This is a genomic window from Mesorhizobium sp. WSM4307, assembly GCF_007003945.1.
GTDB lineage: Bacteria > Pseudomonadota > Alphaproteobacteria > Rhizobiales > Rhizobiaceae > Mesorhizobium.
The window spans coordinates 246,858-269,118 of sequence record NZ_VFTB01000008.1 but is presented as its reverse complement, the minus strand read 5'-3'; the positions used below and the strand labels follow the sequence as shown (position 1 = coordinate 269,118).

Here is a 22,261-nt window from a genome sequence, read left to right as displayed (position 1 = left end):
AGCAGTGGTGGCGATGTCCGGGGCCCAGCCAGAGAAATCAAGAGGACGACAGGGCAAGGCGGTCTGCGCCTTGTTGCTGGCGACCAGCATGTTTGCCTTGTTGCGCCCGGGGCAGCTTCATGCCCAGGAAACCGAGCTGCGCGGCGAGGTGTCCGAATCGGCGATCCTGTCCGACCAGCAGCGCAAGGCAAAGCAGCTCGCCCTTGCCACCCAGCGCCAGCAGCAGTCGGCCAACTCTGCGCAGGACGATGCGCCGCCGCGCACCTATTTGCCGGCCAGTGCCGGCGCTGTCCCTGACGACACGAACACCGATGCCGCCACCGGCAGCATTTTCGATCCGCCGCAGGCGACCGACGACACGGCCACCGACAATCCGACGTCGCCCAAGCCTCGTCGCCGTCCGTCGAGCGCCGGCCAGAATGCTGCGGACCAGGACAAGACCAAGACGGACCCCAGAGCGACCGGCAAGTCGAAGAAAAAGAAGAAAGCGACCACCGCGACCACGGACACCACTCAGGCCGCGACCGACGATACCGACGGCGCGGACCAGGAAGCGGCCAACCGCCGTGCCCTCACCGTCGACAGCGCCGACAGGCAGAAGCTCGACCCCGGCGCCGAACGCACCGCCGCCATCGAAGGCCAGAACAAGAAGGCCGAGGAGGATCCGTTCCAGCCCACCGGCGTCAAATGGGGTTCCTTCGTCATCCGCCCGTCGATCGAACAGGGCATGACCGCCACCACGAACGGCGATTCGAGCAGTGCCGGCACCTCGGCGCTGCTGTCGGAGACGGCGTTGCGCTTTACCGCCGTCTCCGACTGGCGCGAAAACGCCGCCACCATCGACGGCTATGGCCTGTTCCGCGAGACGGTGTCGGGCTACCGCGTTCACGATGCGCAGGGCCGCATCGAAGGCCAGCTCAATGTCGACCTCGACAACGAGCTGCGCGCCATAGCCAAGCTCGGCTATGAGGCCGTGCCTGAAACGGCGTCCTCGCCCAACGCCATTGCCGGCGTCAGCACCCAGCCGCTGCGGCAGACCATCGACGGCAGCCTCGGCGTCGAAAAGGCCGTCGGCAAGATGCAGTACACGTTGACCGGCGCGGTCTCGCACGACTTCTACGGCGACGCCGAGCTTTCGGACGGCACCACGCTGTCACAGAAGGATCAGGACAACACGCTCTATACGGCGACCCTGCGCACCGGCTACGAAATCTCCCCGGTCCTCACCCCGTTCAGCGAAATCGAGGTCGGCCGCCGGGCCTACGATCAACGCATCGACAATGAAGGCTTCGAGCGGTCCTCGACCCGGCTCGGCGCCCGCGCCGGTCTGCAACTCGATATGGGCGAGAAGCTCTCCGGCGAGTTCTCCGCCGGCTGGCTGAGGGAAGCGATCGACGACAAGAGCCTGGAGGCGATTTCGGGCGCCACCGTCAACGCCGATCTCAAATGGTCGCCGGAACGCGGAACCACGATCGGCCTGACCGGCAAGACCACCGTCGAGACCACCACGACGGCGGGTGAAAGCGGCGATATCCTCTATTCCGGCCGCTTGACGGCCGAACGGCAGATCCGTGCCAACCTTACCGCGAATGCGGCTCTGGGGCTCGACTGGCGCGACTATGTCGGCATCGACGGCCATGACAGGATCCTGAGCGCCGAGACCGGGCTGACCTGGTGGCTGAACCGCTATGCCGGCCTCACCGGCCGGGTCAGAACCGAAAAGCTGACCAGCAACCTGCCCGGCCGCGACTACACCGCCAACAGCATCTACCTCGGCCTGAAGGTGCAGCGCTGAAACACGCCTGCGCAGGGGCGGTCAGCCGCTCGCGCTGGCATGACCCATCCAGTTAAGATACCGCGACTCGCCGATCCGATGGCGTCATCTCGTCGAGAAGCGTGCGGATGACGCCGGCCATGTTCTCCTTCATATCGCTGCGCCACAGCGCGAAGGCGACATTGGCCTCGACAAAACCCTCCGGCGATCCGCAGTCGAAGGTGCGGCCCTGATAGTGATAGCCGTAGAAGGCCTGCTGCTTTTCCAGCTTCAGCATCGCATCGGTGAGCTGGATTTCGTTGCCGGCGCCCTTTTCCTGGTCCTCGAGGATGTTGAATATCTCGGGCTGCAGGATGTAGCGGCCATTGATGTAGAGATTGGACGGCGCCGTGCCTGTCTTCGGCTTCTCCACCATCTCGGTGATGCGGAAGCCGTGATGCGTATCCTCGCCACGGCCGACAATGCCGTATTTGTGAGCCTCCGCCGGATCGCATTCCTGCACGGCAATGATGTTGTTGCCGGTTTCCTCGTAGAGCTCGACCATCGATTTCATGCAGCTCTTTTCCGACTGCATGATCATGTCGGGTAAGAGCAGCGCGAACGGCTCGTCGCCGACCAGTTCGCGCGCGCACCAGACGGCATGGCCGAGTCCCATCGGCACCTGCTGGCGCGTGAAGCTGGTCTGCCCCGGCGCCGGCTGCAACCGCTGCAGGCGGGCAAGCTGCTCGTCCTTGCCGCGCTGGGCGAGCGTGTCATAGAGCTCGAACTGGATATCGAAATGGTCCTCGATGACCGCCTTGTTGCGGCCGGTCACGAAGATGAAATGCTCGATGCCCGCCTCGCGCGCCTCGTCCACCACATACTGGATGACTGGCCGGTCGACGACTGTCAGCATTTCCTTGGGAACAGCCTTGGTGGCCGGGAGGAACCGCGTGCCGAGACCGGCGACCGGGAAAACTGCCTTGCGAACTCTCTTCATGCTTTCAATTATCCGTTTGCTGGCCGGCTTCGCAATCCCTGTCCCGCGACATTTTCACGCCGGAATTGAAGATTAGTGGGAGCGGGTGAGGGAAATTTCCACCGGTTAAAGCATCGAGGTGTCTTTTCGTTCCAGGAGACACCTATGGTAAACTAATTCCTAACCCGGTTCGGCGATGAATGGTCTTTCCTGAGACAGAGAAGGAGGAAAACATGTCCGTTCGCAATGCCGCAAAACGTTTCACCAGCGTCATGACGGCCGCCAGCCTCTCGCTCGCTCTGTTGATGCCTGCCGGACCCGCTTTCGCCGACGCCGGTTTCCGCCAATGGGTCGCCGGCTTCCGCGCCACCGCCGTGGCCGGCGGCGTTTCCGGCGCTGTCTACGACCAGGCTTTCCGGGACATCAAGGAGCCTGATCCGGTGGTGCTGGAGAAGGCACGCACACAGCCCGAATTCACGGCACCCGCCTGGGACTATTTCGACAACCGCGTCCACGACCAGTCCGTCGCCGTCGGGCAGCAGATGGCGAAGAAGTGGAAGCCGTGGCTGGACAGGATCGAGGCGCGGTTCGGCGTCGACCGCTACATTCTGCTCGCCATCTGGTCGATGGAATCTAACTATGGCGAGATCCTCAAGCGCGACGACATCATGCGCAACGTCATCCGGTCGCTGGCGACGCTGGGCTATGGCGATCCGAAGCGGTCGAAATATGCCGGCACCCAGCTGGTCGCAGCCCTGAAGATCCTGCAGACCGGCGACATCGATGAAAGCCATCTGATGGGCTCCTGGGCCGGCGCCATGGGCCAGACCCAGTTCATCCCCACCAGCTACCAGCACTATGCCGTCGACATGGACGGCAACGGCAAGCGCGACATCTGGAATTCCATCCCCGATGCCCTGGCGACATCAGCCAATCTGTTGAAGAAGAATGGCTGGCAGGCCGGCAAGACCTGGGGCTACGAAGTCACCATACCGGCCGGCAAGCTGCCGGGCGGAGCGAAGTCGCTGGCGCAATGGCAGGCGCTTGGCGTCGTCAGGGCCAGCGGCAAGCCGTTCAAGAACCTTACCGACAAGGCGACGCTGAAAGTGCCTGACGGCCGCGGCGGGCCAGCCTTCCTGATGATCCGGAATTTCTCGGTCATCAAGGCCTACAACAACGCCGACAAATATGCCCTGGCCGTTGGCCTTCTTGCCGACGAGATCGCCGGTGGCAACGGCCTTGTCCAGGACTGGAAGCGACCCTTCACCAAGCTCACCTTCGAGGAACGGCAGGAGCTGCAGAAGCGGCTTTCGCAGCACGGCCTTTACGACGGCAAGTTCGACGGCAAGATCGGTGACGGCTCCAAGACCGCCATCATGGCCTATCAGGCAAAGGTCGGCTTGAGCCAGGACGGCTACCCGAGCATGGAAGTGCTCAAATGGCTCAGGCAAAAATAGAGCCGGCCACGGCGCCGCGCGTATTTTGGGGCGCGCATATCAGGCGCCATGGCACTTTGAACTTGCGCCCGGCCGCAAAACCGGCTCCGGTTTGCCGGACCAGGCGCAAGGGGATGGAGGAGTGATTGGTTTCGGCCGCGCGTATCGCGATCCTTGCTCGTCGCACGCCGATCCTTTTTCTGGCGATCATCCTGTTGGCGATCGGCGCCGCCGGCGCCTTCCATGTGCCGGCCATGGCGCAGGAGCAGCCGCAGCAAGATCGTGGATGGTCGTTGCGTGACCTTCTGTTTCCGCGCCGCAGCGAGCGGGTCGAGCCGCCGCTCGACATCCAGAAGGCAAGACCGAAGGCCAAGGCGAAAAAGCGCGCCCCGCGTCCGCCCGCGGAGCCTGAAACCCCCGCGGTCGAAAAGGCGCCGGACGCCCGCACCGTGCTGGTGGTCGGCGACTTCATGGCGACAGGTCTTGCCGAGGGCCTGGACACCGCCTTCGCCGACAATCCAAGCGTCAGGATCGTCGTGCGCAGCAATGGCTCGTCGGGCTTCGTGCGCGATGATTTCTACAACTGGCCCGAACAGATCAAATCGCTGATCGAGACCGAGAAACCGGCCGCGGTGGTCGTCATGCTGGGCTCCAACGACCGCCAGCAGATGAAGGTGGGTGACGTGCGCGAGCAGCCCCGGTCCGAGAACTGGACCAAGGAATACGAGCGCCGCACCGACGAACTCGGCAAGGCCATTGCCACCGCCAAGGTGCCTTTCCTGTGGGTCGGCATGCCGGCCTTCCGGGTGCCGAAGATGACCTCCGACATGCTGGCCTTCAACGACATTTACCATCAGGCCGCCGAAAACCATGGCGGCGAATTCGTCGATGTCTGGGATGGTTTCGTCGACGAGAACGGCGCCTTCGTCACCAACGGCCCCGACATGAACGGCCAGCCGGTGCGGCTGCGGGCCGATGACGGCATAAACGTCTCCAAGGCCGGCAAGCGCAAGCTCGCCTTCTACACCGAAAAGCCGCTGGCCAAGATCCTGGGCCTCGCCGCGCCGGGCAGCGTGGCCCCGGCGACGGCACCGGCCGGCGCGCCCGTCGAGGCACCGGCGCCGGCCGCGGCACCCATTGTCATCGACCGCACCGCACCCATGCTGCTCAGCGACCCGGCGCTCGACGGCGGCACCGAGCTGCTCGGCGCCGCCCCGCCGGCAAACGCCAATCCGGCTCTTCCCGGGGAGCGACTGGTGATCGAAGGCAAGGCGCCGGAGGCCGCGCCCGGCCGCGCCGACGATTTCTCCTGGCCGCCGAAGGCAGAGCCGCCAGCGACAGCCGCGGCGACCGACACGACGACGGCGATCACCCCTTAATCACGCAGGACTCTTGAGATCGTCCCGCAACTCAGCGGGGCAATACGCTCGTCCCCATCAGCGCTTCATCGATCGAGCGCGCCGCCTGGCGTCCTTCGCGGATCGCCCAGACGACCAGCGACTGGCCACGGCGCACGTCGCCCGCCGCGTAGAGCCGGTCGACGCTGGTCTTGTAGTCGCGGTCATCGGCCTCGACATTCCGCGAGCGGCGGCTGTCGGTGACGATCTTCATCTCGCCCTCGAGTTCCTTCGCCACGCCCACCATCGCCGGTCCGGCAAAGCCGATGGCGATGAAGGCGAGATCGGCGCGGATGACGAATTCGGTGCCGGCGATCGGCTTGCGCTTGTCGTCGACCTCGCAGCATTTGACGCCGGTCAGTTGGCCGTCCTCGCCGATGAACTCGAGCGTCGCCACCTGGAATTCGCGCTCCGCACCCTCGGCCTGCGAGGACGAGGTGCGCATCTTGGTCGCCCAGTAGGGCCAGACCGCGAGCTTGTCTTCCTTCTCGGGCGGCTGCGGGCGGATGTCGAGCTGGGTGACGCGCACCGCGCCCTGGCGGAAGGCGGTGCCGACGCAGTCGGAGGCGGTATCGCCGCCGCCGACGACGACGACATGCTGCCCGCCGGCGATGATCGGGTGCGACGGCCACGCCACCGACTGGATCGGCTCGCCCCCGACGCGGCGGTTCTGTTGCACCAGATAGGGCATGGCATCATGCACACCGCCGAGATCGTCGCCCGGAATGTTGGCCGCACGCGGTGTTTCCGAGCCGCCGCAATAGAGCACCGCATCATGTTCGGCGAGCAGTTCGGCGACGGGCTTGTCGACACCGACATTGACGCCGCAATGGAAGGTCACGCCCTCGCCCTGCATCTGTTCGATGCGCCGGTCGATATAGTGCTTCTCGATCTTGAAGTCGGGAATGCCGTAGCGCATCAGCCCGCCCGGGCGGCTCTCGCGCTCATAGACATGGACGTCGTGGCCGGCGCGACCGAGCTGCTGTGCGGCGGCCATGCCGGCAGGGCCGGAGCCGATGATGGCGACCCGCTTGCCGGTCTTCTTCTCCGGCGGATAGGGCCTGATATGGCCGGTCTCGTAAGCCTTGTCGGCTATCGCCTGTTCCACCGTCTTGATGGCGACCGGAATGTCCTCGAGGTTCAGCGTGCAGGCTTCCTCGCAAGGGGCGGGGCAGATGCGGCCGGTGAACTCCGGGAAATTGTTGGTCGAGTGCAGGTTGCGGATCGCGTTGTCCCAGTCCCTGTTGTAGACGAGGTCGTTCCAGTCCGGGATCTGGTTGTGGATCGGACAGCCCGTCGGCCCGTGACAGAACGGGATGCCGCAATCCATGCAGCGCGCGGCCTGTTTCTCGACCTCCTTGTCCGACATCGGCAGCGTGAACTCGCGGAAGTGCCGGATTCGGTCGGAGGCCGGCTGGTACTTGTGCACCTGCCGGTCGATTTCGAGAAAGCCTGTCACCTTGCCCATAGTCCAGTTCCTGCTGTCCAGATGGTGCGGTTTTCGCCGCACCCGTTAACCTCTTGAGGCAGCCATGGCAACCTTGCGCCAGAGGTCAAACTGTCGATGAAGGGGGCCGGGAAGCCTGGGCTCCCCGGCAATTCTCGCAAATCTATTCGGCCGCGACGCCCATGCGCATGCGTTCCATCTCGATCAGCGCGCGGCGGTATTCGACCGGCATGATCTTGCGGAATTTCGGCCGGAACGTCGCCCAGTCGTCGAGGATCTCGCGGCCGCGCACCGACCCCGTATAGTGCACATGGTTCGAGATCAGCTGGTAGAGGCGTTCCTCGTCATGGCTGGTCATGTCGCCGGACACGTCGACGCGACCCTTGTGGTCGAGGTCGCCGCCATGGTGCAGCAGCCTTTCCATCAGGTCGTCTTCTTCCGGCACCGGCTCCAGTTCGACCATGGCCATGTTGCAGCGCTCGGCGAAATCGCCCGCCTCGTCCAGCACATAGGCGACGCCGCCCGACATGCCGGCGGCGAAGTTGCGGCCGGTCTTGCCGATGACGACGACGACACCGCCGGTCATGTATTCGCAGCCATGGTCGCCGACGCCTTCAACGACGGCGGCGACGCCCGAATTGCGCACCGCGAAACGCTCGCCGGCGACACCGGCGAAATAGGCTTCACCCTCGGTCGCGCCATAAAGCACCGTGTTGCCGACGATGATGGAGTCCGCCGCCACGATCCTGGCCTCTTCTGGCGGCCGGATGACGATGCGCCCGCCCGACAGGCCCTTGCCGACATAGTCGTTGCCGGCGCCGACGAGTTCGAACGAGACGCCGCGCGCCAGGAAGGCGCCGAAGGACTGGCCGGCTGTGCCGGTCAGTCTCACCTGGATCGTGTCCTCGCGCAGCCCCTTGTGCTTGAAGCGCTTGGCGACTTCGCCCGACAGCATTGCGCCGGTGGAACGGTCGACATTGCGGATATCGACCTCGATCTTGACCGGTTGCTTGGCCTCCAGTGCCGGCTTGGCCAGCTCGATCAGCTTGCGGTCGAGGACGTCGTCGATCGGGTGCTTCTGCCGCTCGGTCCAGTGCACCGCTTCGTGCGGCGCATCGGGCTTGTAGAACATCTTCGAGAAATCGAGGCCGCGCGCCTTCCAGTGCTGGATCACGTCGCGCTTTTCCAGAAGATCGCTGTCGCCGATGATCTGGTCGATATGGGTGTAGCCCATCTCGGCCAGCAGCGCCCTCACCTCTTCCGCCACGTAGAAGAAGAAGTTGATGACATGCTCGGGCGTGCCCTTGAAGCGCTTGCGCAGCACCGGGTCCTGGGTGGCGACACCAACCGGACAAGTGTTCAGGTGGCACTTGCGCATCATGATGCAGCCGGCCGCGATCAGCGGCGCGGTCGAGAAGCCGAACTCGTCGGCGCCGAGCAGCGCGCCGATGATGACGTCGCGCCCGGTGCGCAAGCCGCCGTCGACCTGCAGCGCCACTCTGCTGCGCAAGCCGTTCAGCACCAGCGTCTGATGCGTCTCGGCCAGGCCCATCTCCCACGGGCTGCCGGCATGCTTGAGCGAGGTCAGCGGCGAGGCGCCGGTGCCGCCATCATAGCCCGAGATGGTGATGTGGTCGGCGCGCGCCTTGGCGACGCCGGCCGCGACCGTGCCGACACCGACTTCCGACACCAGCTTGACCGACACGTCGGCCGCCGGGTTGACGTTCTTCAGATCGTAGATCAGCTGCGCCAGATCCTCGATCGAATAGATGTCGTGATGCGGCGGCGGCGAGATCAGGCCGACGCCCGGTGTCGAATGCCGGACCTTGGCGATGGTCGCGTCGACCTTGTGGCCGGGCAGCTGGCCGCCCTCGCCGGGCTTGGCGCCCTGCGCCACCTTGATCTGCATGACATCGGAATTGACCAGATATTCGGCCGTCACGCCGAACCGCCCGGAGGCGACCTGCTTGATGGCCGAGCGTTCCGGGTTCTTGCCGCCGCCGGGCAGCGGCAAATAGCGGTCGGCCTCTTCGCCGCCCTCGCCGGTGTTCGACTTGCCGCCGATCTGGTTCATGGCGCGCGCCAAAGTGGTGTGCGCTTCCCTGGAGATCGAACCGAACGACATCGCCCCGGTCGAGAAGCGCTTGACGATCTCGGCCGCCGGCATGACGTCGTCGAGCGCGACCTTCTTGCGGCCGGTCTCTTCAGCCAGCCTGATCTTGAACAGGCCACGTATGGTCTGCGCGCGGGCGGTCTCGCTGTCGATCTGCGCGGAATATTCCTTGAAGGTCTCCCACGAGCCCTGGCGCACGGCGTGCTGCAGGGTGGCGACCGCGTCGGGCGACCACATATGCGCCTCGCCGCGCATGCGGAAGAGATATTCGCCGCCGACCTCGAGGCTGTTGCGCAGCACCGGATCGTTGCCGAAACCGTCCGTGTGGCGGCTGACGGTTTCGCCCGCGACCTCATCCAGCCCGACGCCTTCGATCAGCGTCGCTGTGCCGGTGAAATACTTCTCGACGAAATCGGACTTCAGCCCGATGGCGTCGAAGATCTGCGCGCCGCAATAGGACTGGTAGGTCGAGATGCCCATCTTGGACATCACCTTGAGGATGCCTTTGCCGATCGACTTGATGTAGCGCGACACGACCTCGTAGGCGTCGACCTCTTCCGGCAGCTCGCCGCGCTTGTGCATGTCGAGCAACGTATCGAAGGCGAGATAGGGGTTGATCGCCTCGGCGCCGTAGCCGGCAAGGCAGCAGAAATGGTGCACTTCGCGCGGCTCGCCGGATTCGACGACCAGGCCGACGGAAGTACGCAGCCCCTTGCGGATCAGGTGATGGTGCACCGCCGCCGTCGCCAGCAGCGCCGGGATGGCGATACGGTCCGGGCCGAGCTGACGGTCGGACAGGATGATGATGTTGTAGCCGCCGGCGACCGCCGCCTCGGCGCGTTCGCACAGGCGGTCGATGGCGCCCTGCATGCCGGCAGCGCCCTCATTCGAGCCATAGGTGATGTCGATGGTCTTGGTGTCGAAACGGTCCTCGGTGTGGCCGATGGAACGGATCTTCTCCAGATCGCCATTGGTCAGGATGGGCTGGCGCACTTCGAGCCGCTTGCGGCGCGAATTGCCGACCAGGTCGAAGATGTTCGGCCGCGGCCCGATGAAGGACACCAGGCTCATCACCAGCTCCTCGCGGATCGGGTCGATCGGCGGGTTGGTGACCTGGGCGAAGTTCTGCTTGAAATAGGTGTAGAGCAACTTCGACTTGTCCGACATCGCCGAGATCGGCGTGTCGGTGCCCATCGAACCAACGGCCTCCTGGCCGGTGGTCGCCATTGGCGACATCAACAGCTTGGTGTCTTCCTGGGTGTAGCCGAACGCCTGCTGGCGATCGAGCAGGCTGACATCCTTGCGCAGCGCGCGCGGTTCGACCGGCTTCAGGTCTTCCAGGATGAGCTGCGTGTTGGCGAGCCAGGTCTTGTAGGGGTGCCTGGTGGCGATCTCCGACTTGATCTCCTCGTCGGGCACGATGCGTCCCTTGGCAAGGTCGATCAACAGCATGCGGCCGGGCTGCAGCCGCCACTTCTGGACGATCTTCTCCTCCGCTACCGGCAGCACGCCGGCTTCGGAAGCCATGATGACGCGGCCATCGTCGGTGACGATGTAGCGTGCAGGGCGCAGGCCGTTGCGGTCGAGGGTGGCGCCGATCTGGCGGCCATCGGTGAAGGCGACCGCCGCCGGCCCGTCCCACGGCTCCATCAGGGCGGCGTGGTATTCGTAGAAAGCCTTGCGATCGGCATCCATGAGCTTGTTGCCGGCCCAGGCTTCCGGGATCAGCATCATCATGGCGTGGCTGAGGCTGTAGCCGCCCTGGAACAGGAATTCGAGCGCATTGTCGAAGCACGCCGTGTCGGACTGGCCGTCATAGGAGATCGGCCACAGCTTCGAGATGTTGTTGCCGAACAGCTCGGAATCGACCGAGGCCTGGCGCGCCGCCATCCAGTTGTTGTTGCCGCGCACCGTGTTGATCTCGCCATTGTGCGCGACCATGCGGTAGGGATGCGCCAGCTTCCATGACGGGAAGGTGTTGGTCGAGAAACGCTGGTGGACGAGGATCAGCGCGGTCTCGAAGCGCGGGTCCTTGAGATCCTTGTAATAGGCGCCGACCTGATAGGCCAGGAACATGCCCTTGTAGACGATGGTGCGCGCCGACAGCGACACGCAATAGGCGCCGATGTCCTTGTTGTCGTTCTCGGCATAGATGCGGCCCGAAATGACCTTGCGCAGCAGATAAAGCCGGGCCTCGTATTCCTCGTCATCTGGAATATCGGCCGTGCGGCCGATGAAGACCTGGCGATGGAACGGCTCGGACGCGACGATATCGGGCGCCTTCGACAGCGACGAATTGTCGACGGGCACGTCGCGGAAGCCGATGAGCGGCAGTCCTTCGGACTGTGCCGATTCGGCGATGATGTCCTCGATATGGGCGCGCAGCGCCGCGTCCTGCGGCATGAACCAGTGTCCGACGCCATATTGGCCCGAAGGCGGCAGTTCGATGCCCTGGGCCGCCATCTCCTCACGGAAGAACTGGTCGGGAAGCTGCACCAGCACGCCGGCCCCGTCGCCGACCAGCGGGTCGGCGCCGACGGCGCCGCGATGCGTCAGGTTTTCGAGCACGGCAAGCCCGTCCTTGACGATCTGATGCGACTTCACGCCCTTCATGTTAACAATGAAACCGACGCCGCAGGCGTCATGCTCGTTGCGCGGATCGTAGAGGCCCCGAGGGGCAAAACCGGTTCGCCCGATATCGGTCCGGTCAATGTCGGTTCGAGAGGTATTTTTGACGGCAGCCGCTTTCGTCTGCGCGGCCTGGCCGTTCGTCGCAGAGAGCGTCATGTCCGTCATTGTCCTGTCCTCCGTTCCAGCCCTTCAGGCGCTGGTTTGCCTCGGCAAGCGCTTGGCTCACCCTGATCCTTGCGGCACGTCTTGCGAAATCCTTGCCGAACCAGGCGGCTTTCCACATGGTTCGCGTCTGGTATCGTACAGGCCAGAGTCTGGCCGTCCACCTGTCGCTCGCAGCAACAGCCGGAGAGGCCAATATGTTACGCCAATCCAGCCTGTTTTGTGCGACAAAATAAGACAGCACTACTGTCCTAAATTTTTATGGCAGAATTCCCCGACGCACACAAGACCGATTCACAAAAAACTTGAGCCTTCCACGACATAAAATTACGTGAAGTTGAGAGAAAACGTAAGCTTCAGTCGCCGATCCCTGCCTTGTCGGCATGACTGGCTTTAACGGTTTTCCGGCACTTGGCCCTTGCGGTTGGCGCGTGGAACCGTTCAACTCCGCGCTGATTTTCCCCGATCTTCCCCAGACATAGGCAGATGCATGTTCTTCGCTTCCGACAATTGGGCAGGCGCCCATCCCAATATCGTTGCCGGCCTGTCGGCCGCGGCCGGCGGCTTTGCCACCGCCTATGGCGACGGCGCGCTCGACCAGGCGGTCTACCGGCGCTTCAATGAGATTTTCGAACGCGAGGTCGCGGTGTTCTTCGTGGCGACCGGCACCGCCGCCAACGCGCTGTCGCTGACCACCTTCAACAAGCCCGGCGGCATTTCCTTCGCGCACCGCGAATCGCATGCCATCGAGGACGAATGCGGCGCGCCGGAGCATTTTTCCGGCGGCGCGCGCTTGCACGCCGTCGACGGCGCACTGGGCAAGATCGACGCGCACAATCTGGAGCGGACCATTGGCCGCTTCGCGCCCGAAATCGTCCACTGGGGCCGGCCGATGGCGGTTTCGATCACCCAGTCGACCGAGGTCGGCACCATCTACGGCCTGAATGAGATCGAGACGATTTCGGCCATCGCAAAACGGCATTCCGTGCCGCTGCACATGGATGGCGCCCGCTTTGCCAATGCGCTGGTCGCGCTCGACACGACGCCGGCCGAAATGACCTGGAAGCGCGGCGTCGACATCCTGTCCTTCGGCGGCACCAAGAATGGTTGCTGGTGCGCCGAGGCGATCGTGCTGTTCGACCTCGACCGCGCCAGGGAATTGGCCTTTCTGCGCAAGCGCGCCGCCCAGCTGTTTTCGAAGTCGCGCTTCGTCGCGGCGCAGTTCGAAGCCTATTTCAAGGACGGCCTGTGGCTCGACACAGCGCGCCACGCCAACGCCATGGCCGCCCGCCTCGCGGCGGCGATCGAGGATTCGGCCCACGCGAAGCTGGCCTGGCTGCCGCAAGCCAACGAGGTGTTCGCCGTGATCAAGAAGACCGAGGCCGAGAGACTGCAGGCGGCGGGCGCCGCCTTCTATGATTGGCACAAGCCGCATGGCTTTGACGGCCATATCGGCGAGGAGGAACTGCTCTACCGCTTCGTCACCAGCTTCGCGACGTCAGCCGAGGAAGTCGACCGCTTTGGCCAATTGATCGCCGGATAATCGGCCCCCGAACAACAAAAAAGCGGCGCCTTTCGGCGCCGCTTTCGTCTCGGGAGGAGACGCTTCTATTCCTGGGCTACATTACGCAGCGGTCTTGGCCTCGATCTGCTTGGCCTTGGCCGAAGCCGAGGTGATCGCGATCTTGCGCGGCTTCAGTTCCTCGGGAATGTTGCGTTTGAGGTCGACGAAGAGCAGGCCGTTCTTCAGCGTGGCGCCGACGACTTCAACGTGGTCGGCAAGCTGGAAGCGGCGCTCGAAGGCCCTGGAGGCAATGCCGCGATAGAGCAATTCGGCGCCTTCACCGTCACCTTCGTCCTTGCGCTCACCCTTGACGGTCAGCACGTTGCGGTGAGCTTCGATCGAGATTTCCTCGTCCGAAAAGCCGGCAACCGCCATGGAGATCCGGTAGGAATCCTCACCGGTGCGCTCGATATTGTAGGGCGGATAGGTCTGCGCGCCATCGGGCTGCGCAAGCGAATCCAGCATGGTGAAGAGACGGTCGAAGCCGACGGTCGAACGGTAAAGCGGGGAAAAATCAACGTGACGCATGATGTGTTCTCCTGTTGAGCAACATGGTTTGCGTATGGCCGGTGCGAAACCCGTAAGCGGCGTTTCGGCAGGACCAGCGGCCCCGACATTGGCGACCGCACTCAACATTTGGGGAGCGCTCGAATGCATTTCAAGATTTCCCCCGGCTGCAAAAACTGAATGGCCTGCCCCTTGATGAACGGCAGATGAACCGGCGCTTCGGCGCCTGTTCAGACAGCCGCCGCTAGAGTGAGGTCAAGATCAAGGATTGGCGGCGCCGGATTTTACAGGGATGCCGCAACGAGGCCGAACCGGGTGTTAACGTCCCTTCCTCCCGGATCGACAGAGGCCGGAAGCACGCCCTCGGGCGGCTTCCGGCCTTCCCATTGCGGCACGACCCGGATTTGCTTTGCTTTTAATGCATTGGCGTCTATCACCTTGACGAGGCCAGCCGCGACAGGCTGGCACCTGAAGACGCCGAGCACAAAGCGCCGCATGACGGACCTTCTCCACGACACGCCGCTTTTCCACGAAACCGAGGGCAATCCGCGACCGGAAAACGCCACCGGTGGCTTTTTCATCACGCGCGACCGCAAGAAGATCCGCTATGGCCTGTTCCCGGCGGCCGCGCGCCCGATACGGGGCACCGTGGTGCTGCTGTCCGGCCGCAATGAGTGCATCGAGAAATATTTCGAAACCATTCGCGACCTTGCCGCCCGCGGCTTTGGCGTCGCCACCCTCGATTGGCGCGGCCAGGGAGATTCCGACCGGCTGATCCGCGATCGCCAGCGCGGCTATGTCAGGTCCTTCCGCGACTACACGGCCGATCTGGAGCAGTTTTTCGAGGAGATCGTGCTGCCCGATTGCCGCGGACCGTATTACATCCTTGCCCATTCAGCCGGGGCCGTGATCGCGCTGCTTGCCGCGCCGTCCATGGTGAACCGCGTGCGCCGCATGGTGCTGATCGCACCGTTCCTGACCCTGCCCGACCTGCCGGTCTCGATCCGAACAGTCCGCCGTATCTGTTCGGTTTTCTGCGCTTTGGGGCTGGGCCGGCTCTATGCCGCCTGGGGTCCACGGCCCAGACACACGCTGCCTTTCCTAGCCAACAAGGTAACGTCGGATCCGCGACGCTACCGCCGCAACACGCGCATCTACGAAGAATATCCGCGAATGGCGCTTGGCGGTCCGACGATCCGCTGGCTGCAGGCGGCGGCGAAGGCGTCGGAAGCCATCAGCGACCCCGACTTCATGGCCCGGATTCAGGTGCCTCTGCTGATCATCGCCGCCGGCACCGACCAGGTCGTGTCGACCAGGGCGGTGGAAGCCTACGCCAGAAGCCTGAGGCTCGGCTCGCTGCTGATGATCGACGGCTCCAAGCACGAAATCCTGCAGGAGGTCGATCTCTACCGCGAACAATTCCTTGCCGCCTTCGACGCCTTCATCCCCGGCTCGGACGATCCGACGGCCTGACAGGCACCGCGGTCCTCTCACAGGCCGGCATAGCTGACACACCGTTGTCAGGATGATCGGCCAGCCGCTTCCCGCGGCGCGCAAACCGCTAAAGATTCTGACAGCCGGCGCTCGCGCCGAAATGCTCATCTCAACGCGTCGAATTGAACGCCATGGAGATGAGATCATGACCGAGAAAACCTGCGCCGCCTGCGATTGCCAGTTGGACGCCGACCCGATCCGCGTCAAGGTCGGCGGCAAGACCGTCGAGGTCTGCTGCGAGGAATGCGCGACGGCGCTGAACGAAGCCGGCGTCTCGGCGGCCGGCGTGAGCGAGGATTGAGCCATGCGCACCGATCACGCGGCGGCACAACGCCTGGCTGGCCAGCCGCCAGCCCATACCGAAACCAGCCTGCAGGCCTTGCACGCCCAATGCATCGCGGCGGCGAGATGGATCAGCCGCCAGATGGAGAAGCGCCGAAGCCGGCTTGCCTTGTTGGAAATGACAGACCAACAGCTCAAGGACATCGGTCTGTCACGCGGCGAAGCCTATTCGGAATTCAGGCGTCGCTCGTGGGACTGAGAAGCGTCCGTCGAGAAGTCTCCTGACAGGATTGGGCAGGCCGTTTGGATAGAGTACCCACCGCAATGCCGGAATCATTCCGGCGCGAGGGAAAACGCAACGGCCATGTCGCAATTCACGGTTCAGCTCCTTCTGGACACCGGCACCGTCAGGGTGCGGGATGTCGTCTGCAGCGGCGAATGCCGTCACAGGAGCGATGAGGAGTGCACGTCTGCCACGCATCTGGTGTTCCCCTATCGCGGCGTCTTCGTGCGCCATGTCGGCCGCAATGATGCGGTCGCGGAAGCCAATCAGCTTCTGTTCTTCAATGAGGCGGAAGCTTACCAGGTCAGCCATCCCATCGAGGGCGGCGACGCCTGCCTCGACCTTGTCATCGAGGAAGGCCAATTGCGGGAACTGGCGCCGAAGGAGCAGTTGTTCGCCAGTGGCGTCCTGGCGTTTCGCCGCCAGCACCGGCGCATCGATCCGCGCGCGCAAGCCTTGGTGGCGCTGCTGCGCCACAGCCTGAGCTGCAATGTCGCCGAAACGCTGGAGGCCGAGACGCTGGCGCTAACGCTGGCGCGGCGCTCGCTCGGCGAGCGCACCTCGCATGTCGCGGGCGCCAGCCCCGGACGGCAAAAACTGGTCGACCGCGCCAAGCTGGTGCTGGCGTCGGATCTGTCGCGGCGCTGGAGGCTGGCCGAGATTGCCGCTGAGGTCGGAGTCTCGCCGGTCTATCTGACGCAAATATTCCAGCAGGTCGAGGCGATGCCGCTCTATCGCTATCATCTGCGCCTGCGGCTGGCGCGCGCGCTCGACCTGCTCGGCCGCTACGACAATCTGACCACGCTCGGCATGGACCTCGGCTTTTCAAGCCACAGCCATTTCAGCGCGTCGTTCAGACAGGTCTACGGACGCACGCCGGCGGCATTCCAGCGCTCGATCAGGTCGCGCTGAAGCGACTGCTTCGAAGAAAGCCCGGAGATATCAGCCGCGCAGGGCAGCCATGGCGGCCGCGTGAAGCTCCGGCGTCGCCGCCGCCAGCACATCGCCGCCCTTTTCCGCCGGTCCGCCATCGAAGGTGGTGACGACGCCGCCGGCCTTCTCGATGATCGGGATCAGCGCCACGATGTCATAGGGTTTCAGGCCGGGATCGGCGACGATGTCGACGCTCCCCGAGGCGATCATCGCGAAGGCATAGCAATCGACGCCGTAGCGGGCGAGTTGGACCTGTTTCTCGAACGTGTCATAGCGCGTGCGCGCCTCGCCCTGGAACAGCGCTGGCGTGGTGGTGAACAGCGTCGCCTCATCGAGCCTTGTCGTCTTGCGGGTCGCAAGCTTGCGCGGACCGCCCGGCCCCTCATAGTGCGAGCCCGAGGCGTTGGCGTAGAACAGCTCGCCAGTGAAAGGCTGCGCCATCATGCCGGCGACCGCGTCGCCGTCGACCGTCAATCCGACCAGTGTCCCCCACACTGGCAGGCCGGAAATGAAGGCGCGCGTGCCGTCGATCGGGTCGATCACCCAGACATGCCGGCTGGAGGTGTTTTCGCTGCCATGCTCTTCGCCGAGAATGCCATGGTCGGGATACTGCGCCGATATCAGTGCGCGGATGGCGCGTTCGGTCTCACGGTCGGCTTCCGTGACCGGGTCGAAACTACCCTTTTCCTTGTTTGCGACGGCACCCTGGGCGCGAAAGCGCGGCAAGGTCTCGGCCGCTGCCGCCTGCGCGATGCGGCGCATGAAATCGATGCTGATGTCCAATTGATTCTCCCGCATTGCCCAGTGCCAATCGGGCTCTGCCGACACTTTCCCGCCAAAACAAGCCTGTTTATCGATTTATTCGCGGCGACACTTGTTGCCCAAATGTCACATCCGCGTCATCGAAAGGCAATTTCCACATCACTCTGAATTAAAAAAGCCTGAACATCGCTTGACATTTGTGCACCGCACAATACCCTCAGCCTCGGACAGGGTTTCCTGTCCATGCCCTCCTTGGGCGTTTCCTCCCTAGACTTCGACCGTATCGTGCAAACGATGCGGTCTTTTTTTACACCTGCACCTCGGGCCGGCTATTTCACTCCGCGGCCAGCGGCAGGTCGATGAAGTGATGGTCGGGCATCGCCATCAGATCCGCTGAAAATCGCGTCAGATCGTCGGCTAGCGCGTCGAAGCCAGCGACTTTCTCGAACGTCCGCTCATTCATGTAGAGCCCGCGATTGACCTCGATCTGCAGGGCATGCAGATGGCGCGCCGGGCGGCCATAATGTTCCGTGATGAAGCCGCCGGCATACGGCTTGTTGTGGGCGACCGTATAGCCCATCGCGGTCAAGAGGCCGATCGCCGTCTCGGTCAGGGCGGCGGTGGCCGAGATGCCGAAACGATCGCCGATGATGAAGTCCGGCCGCAGGCCGCTGTCGCCGACGCGGATGCTTGCCGGCATCGAATGGCAGTCGATCAGCACTGCAAAGCCGAAGCGGGCATGGGTTCTGGTCAAAAGCCGCTTCAGCGTTTCATGATAGGGCTTGTAGACGGCCTCGATGCGGGCGACGGCTTCGGCGAGCGGCAGGCGACCGGAATAGATGTCGAGCCCTTCACCCACCAGCTTGGGCACGGTGCCAAGTCCACCGGCCACCCGCGCCGAACGGATGTTGCAGAAGGACGGCACCGGCTCGGCGAACATGCGTGGGTCGAGTTCCCACGGCTCGCGGTTGACGTCGAGATAGGCGCGCGGGAAATTCGCCGCCAGCATCGGCGCGCCAAGCGCCACGGCGCCGCCGAACAGTTCATCGACGTAGCAATCTTCCGAACGGCGGATGGCGTTGCGGTCGAGCCTCGCCATGGCGAGGAAGCGTTCCGGATAGTAGCGGCCGCTATGCGGTGAGTTGAACAGGAAGGGGACGCGCTGTTCGACGCCCGATCGGATTTCGAAGGGTTGAACGACCGAAAAATCCTCGGCTGCCGTCTTCAATTTGCACGAACCCGAAAACACCGATGCATCATCGTATGAAAGTGCCACCTTGCCGGCCGCATGTCCAGCATTTCGCCGTCCGCATCGCGCTGCCGAATGCGGATAACGCTTCGCCGTATTCACTTGATGTTTACCGTCACCGCCTCATATACAGGATGGTTAACGGGCTGCCTGGGCGGCAGTCTCGGGCGGGTGATTCGGACGGGATATCATGGCACGCATTCTTCTGGCGGAAGACGACGACGATATGCGCCGTTTCCTCGTCAAGGCGCTGGAACGCGCCGGCTACCAGGTCAGCGATTTCGACAATGGCGCCAGCGCCTATGAGCGGCTGCGCGAGGAGCCGTTCTCGCTGCTGTTGACCGACATCGTCATGCCGGAGATGGACGGTATCGAACTGGCGCGTCGCGCCACCGAGATCGATCCCGACCTCAAGGTCATGTTCATCACCGGTTTCGCCGCCGTTGCGCTGAACCCGGATTCCAAGGCGCCGAAAGACGCCAAGGTGCTGTCGAAGCCCTTCCACCTGCGCGATCTCGTCAACGAGGTCGAGAAGATGCTGCAGGCGGCCTGAGCCGCCTTCAGTTGAGGCATCGGCACTTGTTTGCCGGTGCGGCGAGACGACGCCTTCTTTCCTTTTTCTCGCTATTGACGCGCCGGACCAAAAATGGTGTATGCGCGACGTCGGATGGGCGTGTAGCTCAGCGGGAGAGCACTGCATTGACATTGCAGGGGTCACAGGTTCAATCCCTGTCACGCCCACCATCCTTTCAACTACTTAGCTGACACCCTCCTCCGTTTGGCGCAGAAACGGATGATGTTTGCTTTTTAGGGGAAAAGCAAAATCCGCCGCCCGGGTGGACGACGGATCTTGGCCCATAGGCCGATTTGTCGAGCGTCTTGGCCGACATGCCGCGTGAGCTACCGTTTTTATTTGGGGTAAGCTGAGGGGCCGCCTAGCCGGACAGCGTCAACTTTCTCTGTCGATAAGAAATTCCTGTTACGCAAGTACCAGAAAATGCGCGTCGCCTCTGAATGGATCCTGTCGGCCATTCGCTTGTTTACATGGGGCCTGGGAGCAAGTTGGATCAAGCTCAAAGGTCCCTCGATGCCAACGACGGCCGCTTGGGCGCAGAGAGCCGGCATCAATTGGTAGACCGTGTTGCGCGCGGCCGTCATCTGATTTGGGCTGAAAAGGGCGACGTCGACTGCTGCCCTAAAGCGTTCCGTATTTCTGAGCAGGCCATAGGCGGCACTTTTGGAAATCACGTAGCCGCACGAACCTAAGTGTTGCCCGAGAAGCCGCCTTGCTGAGTATCCGTTTTTGACGGGGATGTGCCGGCTCCCGAGTCTTACTCGGCTGAGGAATGTTTCCAGCTTGACGATATCGGCATCTGGCGGGACCCAGGAGTCATCAGCCAAAACGCCGCCGGCGTCCTGGCTGAAAACAACATCGTCCTCGAATACCGCGCCATACTTGCCGGGACCATCCGCGATGGTTTTCCAGCAGCGGCGGTGACTGAGAAAGCAACAGATTTCGGTTTCGGTCAGCGGCGGCGCGGTAAACGGAGCCCCGTTCATTGCGTCGATACCGGCGACGCGCTCGAAATCAATCCCAATACGAGAAAACTGAGCTGTAGCCGAGGCCATCCGATCAACTGATCGGTCAAGATTAATCACCAAACATTTCATTGTCGCCCCCGCAACCTACAAATAAACTATCAGCTATATTGGTGCCGCTTCAACGTCAATATTGGACATCGAACCAACTCGTCCTGCCGCTGGCGAAATGCGTCACCCTGATCCATTCGCCGGATGGTGGCTCCCGAACTGGCCTGGCAGCGATGCCGAAGCCGCGAAAACCTTTGGATCGGCGAAGGATGGCCTGAACCTCGGCACGCCTGATGGCGGTCGCGTCCCGGGAGAAATTGGTTCAAAAGAAGATTCGGATCTCTGCGCGAACCATCGTCAGATGCCTGCGACGGCACACAGGTTCTTCATCCGCGATGCGGCAAGGTCAGGGTCGGCCAGCAGGCCTGCCTGGTCGGCAAGGCGAAAGATTTCGGCATAATGGCGGATACCGCGCGCCGACTGCATGCCGCCGACCATGGTGAAGTGATCCTGGTGGCCGTTCAGCCAGGCCATGAAGACGATGCCGGCCTTGTAATATTCGGTCGGCGCCTCGAAGATTTTTCGCGACAGCGGCACGGTCGGCGCCATCAGCGCGTCATAGCTGGCGCGGTCGCCCTCGGCGAGCCTTGCCAGCGCGGCATTGGCGACAGGCGCGATGGCGTCGAAAATGCCAAGTAGCGCGTGCGAATGCCTGTTGCCGTCGCCGGCGATCAGTTCGGGGTAGTTGAAGTCGTCGCCGGTGAACATCACGACGCCGTCCGGCAGCCGGTTGCGCAGCGCGACCTCCTTGCCGGCATCGAGCAGCGATATCTTTATGCCTTCGACCTTGTCTGCGTGGCGTTCGATGATGGCGACCACCGTATCGAGCGCGGCCTCGAAATCGCTGCTGCCCCAGTAGCCCTGCAAGGCCGGGTCGAACATGTCCCCCAGCCAGTGCAGGATGACCTTGCCGGAGGCCTGGCTCAAGATGCGGTCATAGACGCGCGCATAATCGTCCGGACCCTTCGCGACGGCCGCCAAGGCACGGCTGGCCATCATGATCGCCTTGCCGCCCTGTCCTTCGATGAAAGCGAATTGCTCGCCATAGGCAGCGATCACCTCGTCGAGCGTCCTGGCAGCGGTCGGCGCCAGCTGGTCGGTTCCAGCACCCGAGGCAAGATCGGCGCCCTCGACAGTGCGCGCCTCGGCGATCGAGCGGCGGATCAATTCCTTCGCATTGGCCCAGTCGAAACCCATGCCGCGCTGCGACGTGTCCATTGCCTCGGCAATGTGGAAGCCGAGCCGCCACAAATGATGGCGGAATGCCATCGTCCTGTCCCAGTCGACCGCCGGCCGCGACCATGGATCGGTCATTTCGAGGGGGTCGGCAACGACATGCGCGGCGGCATAGGCGATGCGCGAGAACCGCGCGCCGACCACCGGCTGCACCGGCTGTCCGACAAGCGCGTAACGGGCGCCGCGGCCACCTTCGCCAGGCAAGACAATATCCATCGACCTCTCCCTTCGCCGTGCCTATTAAATGGAACGTTCCAATAAATCAAGAACCTTTAAGATTCGGAGCGAATCTGGCGGCAAATGCTGCGTTGCAACACGGAAGGCCTTACCGGCCGTGCTATTTGAGTACGCACAATCAGTTTTTGCGGCTGAGAAAAATTCGC

The 22,261-nt window shown here is 63.3% G+C and carries 17 protein-coding genes and 1 tRNA gene; 10 read left to right on the top strand and 8 right to left on the bottom strand.

The features are described 5' to 3' along the window. Window positions 1-13: 13 nt before the first annotated feature. Window positions 14-1,795, top strand: coding sequence for an outer membrane beta-barrel protein (locus FJV83_RS21030; RefSeq protein WP_185973271.1), 1,782 nt, complete (start codon window positions 14-16; stop codon window positions 1,793-1,795). A gap of 52 nt (window positions 1,796-1,847) precedes the next feature. On the opposite strand, the gene galU is transcribed toward FJV83_RS21030, so the two are convergent. Continuing rightward, complete coding sequence (gene galU / locus FJV83_RS21025) at window positions 1,848-2,762, bottom strand: UTP--glucose-1-phosphate uridylyltransferase GalU (protein WP_179295816.1); 915 nt, start codon at window positions 2,760-2,762, stop codon at window positions 1,848-1,850. Window positions 2,763-2,965: 203 nt separating this feature from the next. Here galU and FJV83_RS21020 point away from each other — a divergent pair, with 203 nt between their 5' ends. Together FJV83_RS21020 and FJV83_RS21015 are read left to right on the top strand one after the other, a co-directional pair. Next, window positions 2,966-4,189, top strand: a complete 1,224-nt coding sequence (locus tag FJV83_RS21020) for a lytic murein transglycosylase (protein ID WP_095787133.1) — start codon at window positions 2,966-2,968, stop codon at window positions 4,187-4,189. A 125-nt stretch (window positions 4,190-4,314) separates the two neighbouring features. Continuing rightward, window positions 4,315-5,547 carry a DUF459 domain-containing protein gene (locus FJV83_RS21015; RefSeq protein ID WP_142875585.1) on the top strand — a complete coding sequence of 411 codons (1,233 nt, stop codon included), beginning with the start codon at window positions 4,315-4,317 and terminating at the stop codon, window positions 5,545-5,547. 31 nt (window positions 5,548-5,578) lie between these two features. Here FJV83_RS21015 and FJV83_RS21010 read toward each other — a convergent pair whose 3' ends face one another. Continuing rightward, the gene (locus FJV83_RS21010) at window positions 5,579-7,033 is read right to left on the bottom strand and encodes a glutamate synthase subunit beta (RefSeq protein WP_142884503.1); all 1,455 of its coding nucleotides are present in this window, start codon (window positions 7,031-7,033) and stop codon (window positions 5,579-5,581) included. A gap of 142 nt (window positions 7,034-7,175) precedes the next feature. Further along, window positions 7,176-11,921, bottom strand: a complete 4,746-nt coding sequence (gene gltB, locus FJV83_RS21005; protein WP_142884504.1) for a glutamate synthase large subunit — start codon at window positions 11,919-11,921, stop codon at window positions 7,176-7,178. Between the two features lie 487 nt (window positions 11,922-12,408). Between gltB and FJV83_RS21000 the strand changes: the two genes are divergently transcribed. After that, window positions 12,409-13,461 carry a low specificity L-threonine aldolase gene (locus FJV83_RS21000; RefSeq protein ID WP_142884505.1) on the top strand — a complete coding sequence of 351 codons (1,053 nt, stop codon included), beginning with the start codon at window positions 12,409-12,411 and terminating at the stop codon, window positions 13,459-13,461. An 81-nt stretch (window positions 13,462-13,542) separates the two neighbouring features. Here FJV83_RS21000 and FJV83_RS20995 read toward each other — a convergent pair whose 3' ends face one another. Then, window positions 13,543-14,010, bottom strand: coding sequence for an Hsp20 family protein (locus FJV83_RS20995; protein WP_095772596.1), 468 nt, complete (start codon window positions 14,008-14,010; stop codon window positions 13,543-13,545). A gap of 474 nt (window positions 14,011-14,484) precedes the next feature. Between FJV83_RS20995 and FJV83_RS20990 the strand changes: the two genes are divergently transcribed. The 4 genes from FJV83_RS20990 (at window position 14,485) to FJV83_RS20980 (ending at window position 16,960) form a co-directional block, all read left to right on the top strand. Next, window positions 14,485-15,462, top strand: a complete 978-nt coding sequence (locus FJV83_RS20990; RefSeq protein WP_142884506.1) for an alpha/beta hydrolase — start codon at window positions 14,485-14,487, stop codon at window positions 15,460-15,462. A gap of 166 nt (window positions 15,463-15,628) precedes the next feature. Then, window positions 15,629-15,784 (top strand): hypothetical protein, encoded by a 156-nt coding sequence (locus tag FJV83_RS36495; protein ID WP_179295806.1) that lies wholly within the window; start codon window positions 15,629-15,631, stop codon window positions 15,782-15,784. A 3-nt stretch (window positions 15,785-15,787) separates the two neighbouring features. Next, window positions 15,788-16,024 (top strand): DUF1127 domain-containing protein, encoded by a 237-nt coding sequence (locus FJV83_RS20985; protein ID WP_095792656.1) that lies wholly within the window; start codon window positions 15,788-15,790, stop codon window positions 16,022-16,024. 105 nt (window positions 16,025-16,129) lie between these two features. Then, the gene (locus FJV83_RS20980; RefSeq protein ID WP_095792655.1) at window positions 16,130-16,960 is read left to right on the top strand and encodes a helix-turn-helix domain-containing protein; all 831 of its coding nucleotides are present in this window, start codon (window positions 16,130-16,132) and stop codon (window positions 16,958-16,960) included. A 30-nt stretch (window positions 16,961-16,990) separates the two neighbouring features. Here the strand turns inward: FJV83_RS20980 and hisN are convergent, their stop codons facing one another. Continuing rightward, a complete protein-coding gene (gene hisN / locus FJV83_RS20975) occupies window positions 16,991-17,764 on the bottom strand; it encodes a histidinol-phosphatase (RefSeq protein WP_095772731.1) in 774 nt (257 codons plus the stop codon). Between the two features lie 313 nt (window positions 17,765-18,077). Then, window positions 18,078-19,019 (bottom strand): N-formylglutamate amidohydrolase, encoded by a 942-nt coding sequence (locus FJV83_RS20970; protein WP_095786999.1) that lies wholly within the window; start codon window positions 19,017-19,019, stop codon window positions 18,078-18,080. Window positions 19,020-19,182: 163 nt separating this feature from the next. On the opposite strand from FJV83_RS20970, the gene FJV83_RS20965 reads away from it, so the two are divergent. Both FJV83_RS20965 and FJV83_RS20960 read left to right on the top strand, forming a co-directional pair. Next, a complete protein-coding gene (locus FJV83_RS20965; protein WP_006199474.1) occupies window positions 19,183-19,545 on the top strand; it encodes a response regulator in 363 nt (120 codons plus the stop codon). Window positions 19,546-19,661: 116 nt separating this feature from the next. Continuing rightward, window positions 19,662-19,736, top strand: a tRNA-Val gene (locus FJV83_RS20960). 165 nt (window positions 19,737-19,901) lie between these two features. Here FJV83_RS20960 and FJV83_RS20955 read toward each other — a convergent pair. Both FJV83_RS20955 and FJV83_RS20950 read right to left on the bottom strand, forming a co-directional pair. Continuing rightward, window positions 19,902-20,651, bottom strand: a complete 750-nt coding sequence (locus FJV83_RS20955; RefSeq protein ID WP_185973272.1) for a glycosyltransferase family 25 protein — start codon at window positions 20,649-20,651, stop codon at window positions 19,902-19,904. 288 nt (window positions 20,652-20,939) lie between these two features. Further along, window positions 20,940-22,094: a dihydrodipicolinate synthase family protein gene (locus FJV83_RS20950; protein ID WP_142884508.1), complete on the bottom strand. Its 1,155-nt coding sequence runs from the start codon at window positions 22,092-22,094 to the stop codon at window positions 20,940-20,942. Window positions 22,095-22,261 lie beyond the last annotated feature (167 nt).